Raw genomic sequence first — 415 nt, forward strand, 5'->3', positions numbered from 1 at the left:
CTACAGCTCTACCATTGAGCTACACCCGCGTGGTGCCGGACAAGTCTATGCGGCGGAGTGGTCAAAAGGCAACGGGCGGCACTGGGCCGCCCGCTGCGTCCGGCTTTCGCCGGCCCTGCGCGGCGCCCCGGCAAGGGGCGCTGCGCAAGGGTGGATCAGAAGCTGCCGCTGAAGCTGGCGAACAGCGACACGTCGCGCGCACGCTTCTGCAGCGTGGTGGCGCTCATGCCGATGTTGCTCTGCAGGCCGCCCAGCTTGACGCGTGCGCCCATCACGGCGGTCACGTAGTCCTTGTCGAACTCCAGGCCCGGCACCTTGTACATGCCCACGTCCGGCATCGACTGCAGCCACGCGCTGGCCTGCTGGCCGTCTTCGAACTCGTGGTCGTAGGTGACCTGCACGTACGGGGTGACGG

Annotated in this window: 1 protein-coding gene; it reads right to left on the minus strand. The window is 67.7% G+C overall.

All coding sequences use genetic code 11. The features are described 5' to 3' along the window. Window positions 1-155: 155 nt before the first annotated feature. On the minus strand, window positions 156-415 hold a 260-nt coding region (locus AC1DN0_RS41605), incomplete at its 5' end, for a hypothetical protein (protein WP_477146687.1).

The organism is Cupriavidus sp. 05N39 (assembly GCF_056397325.1).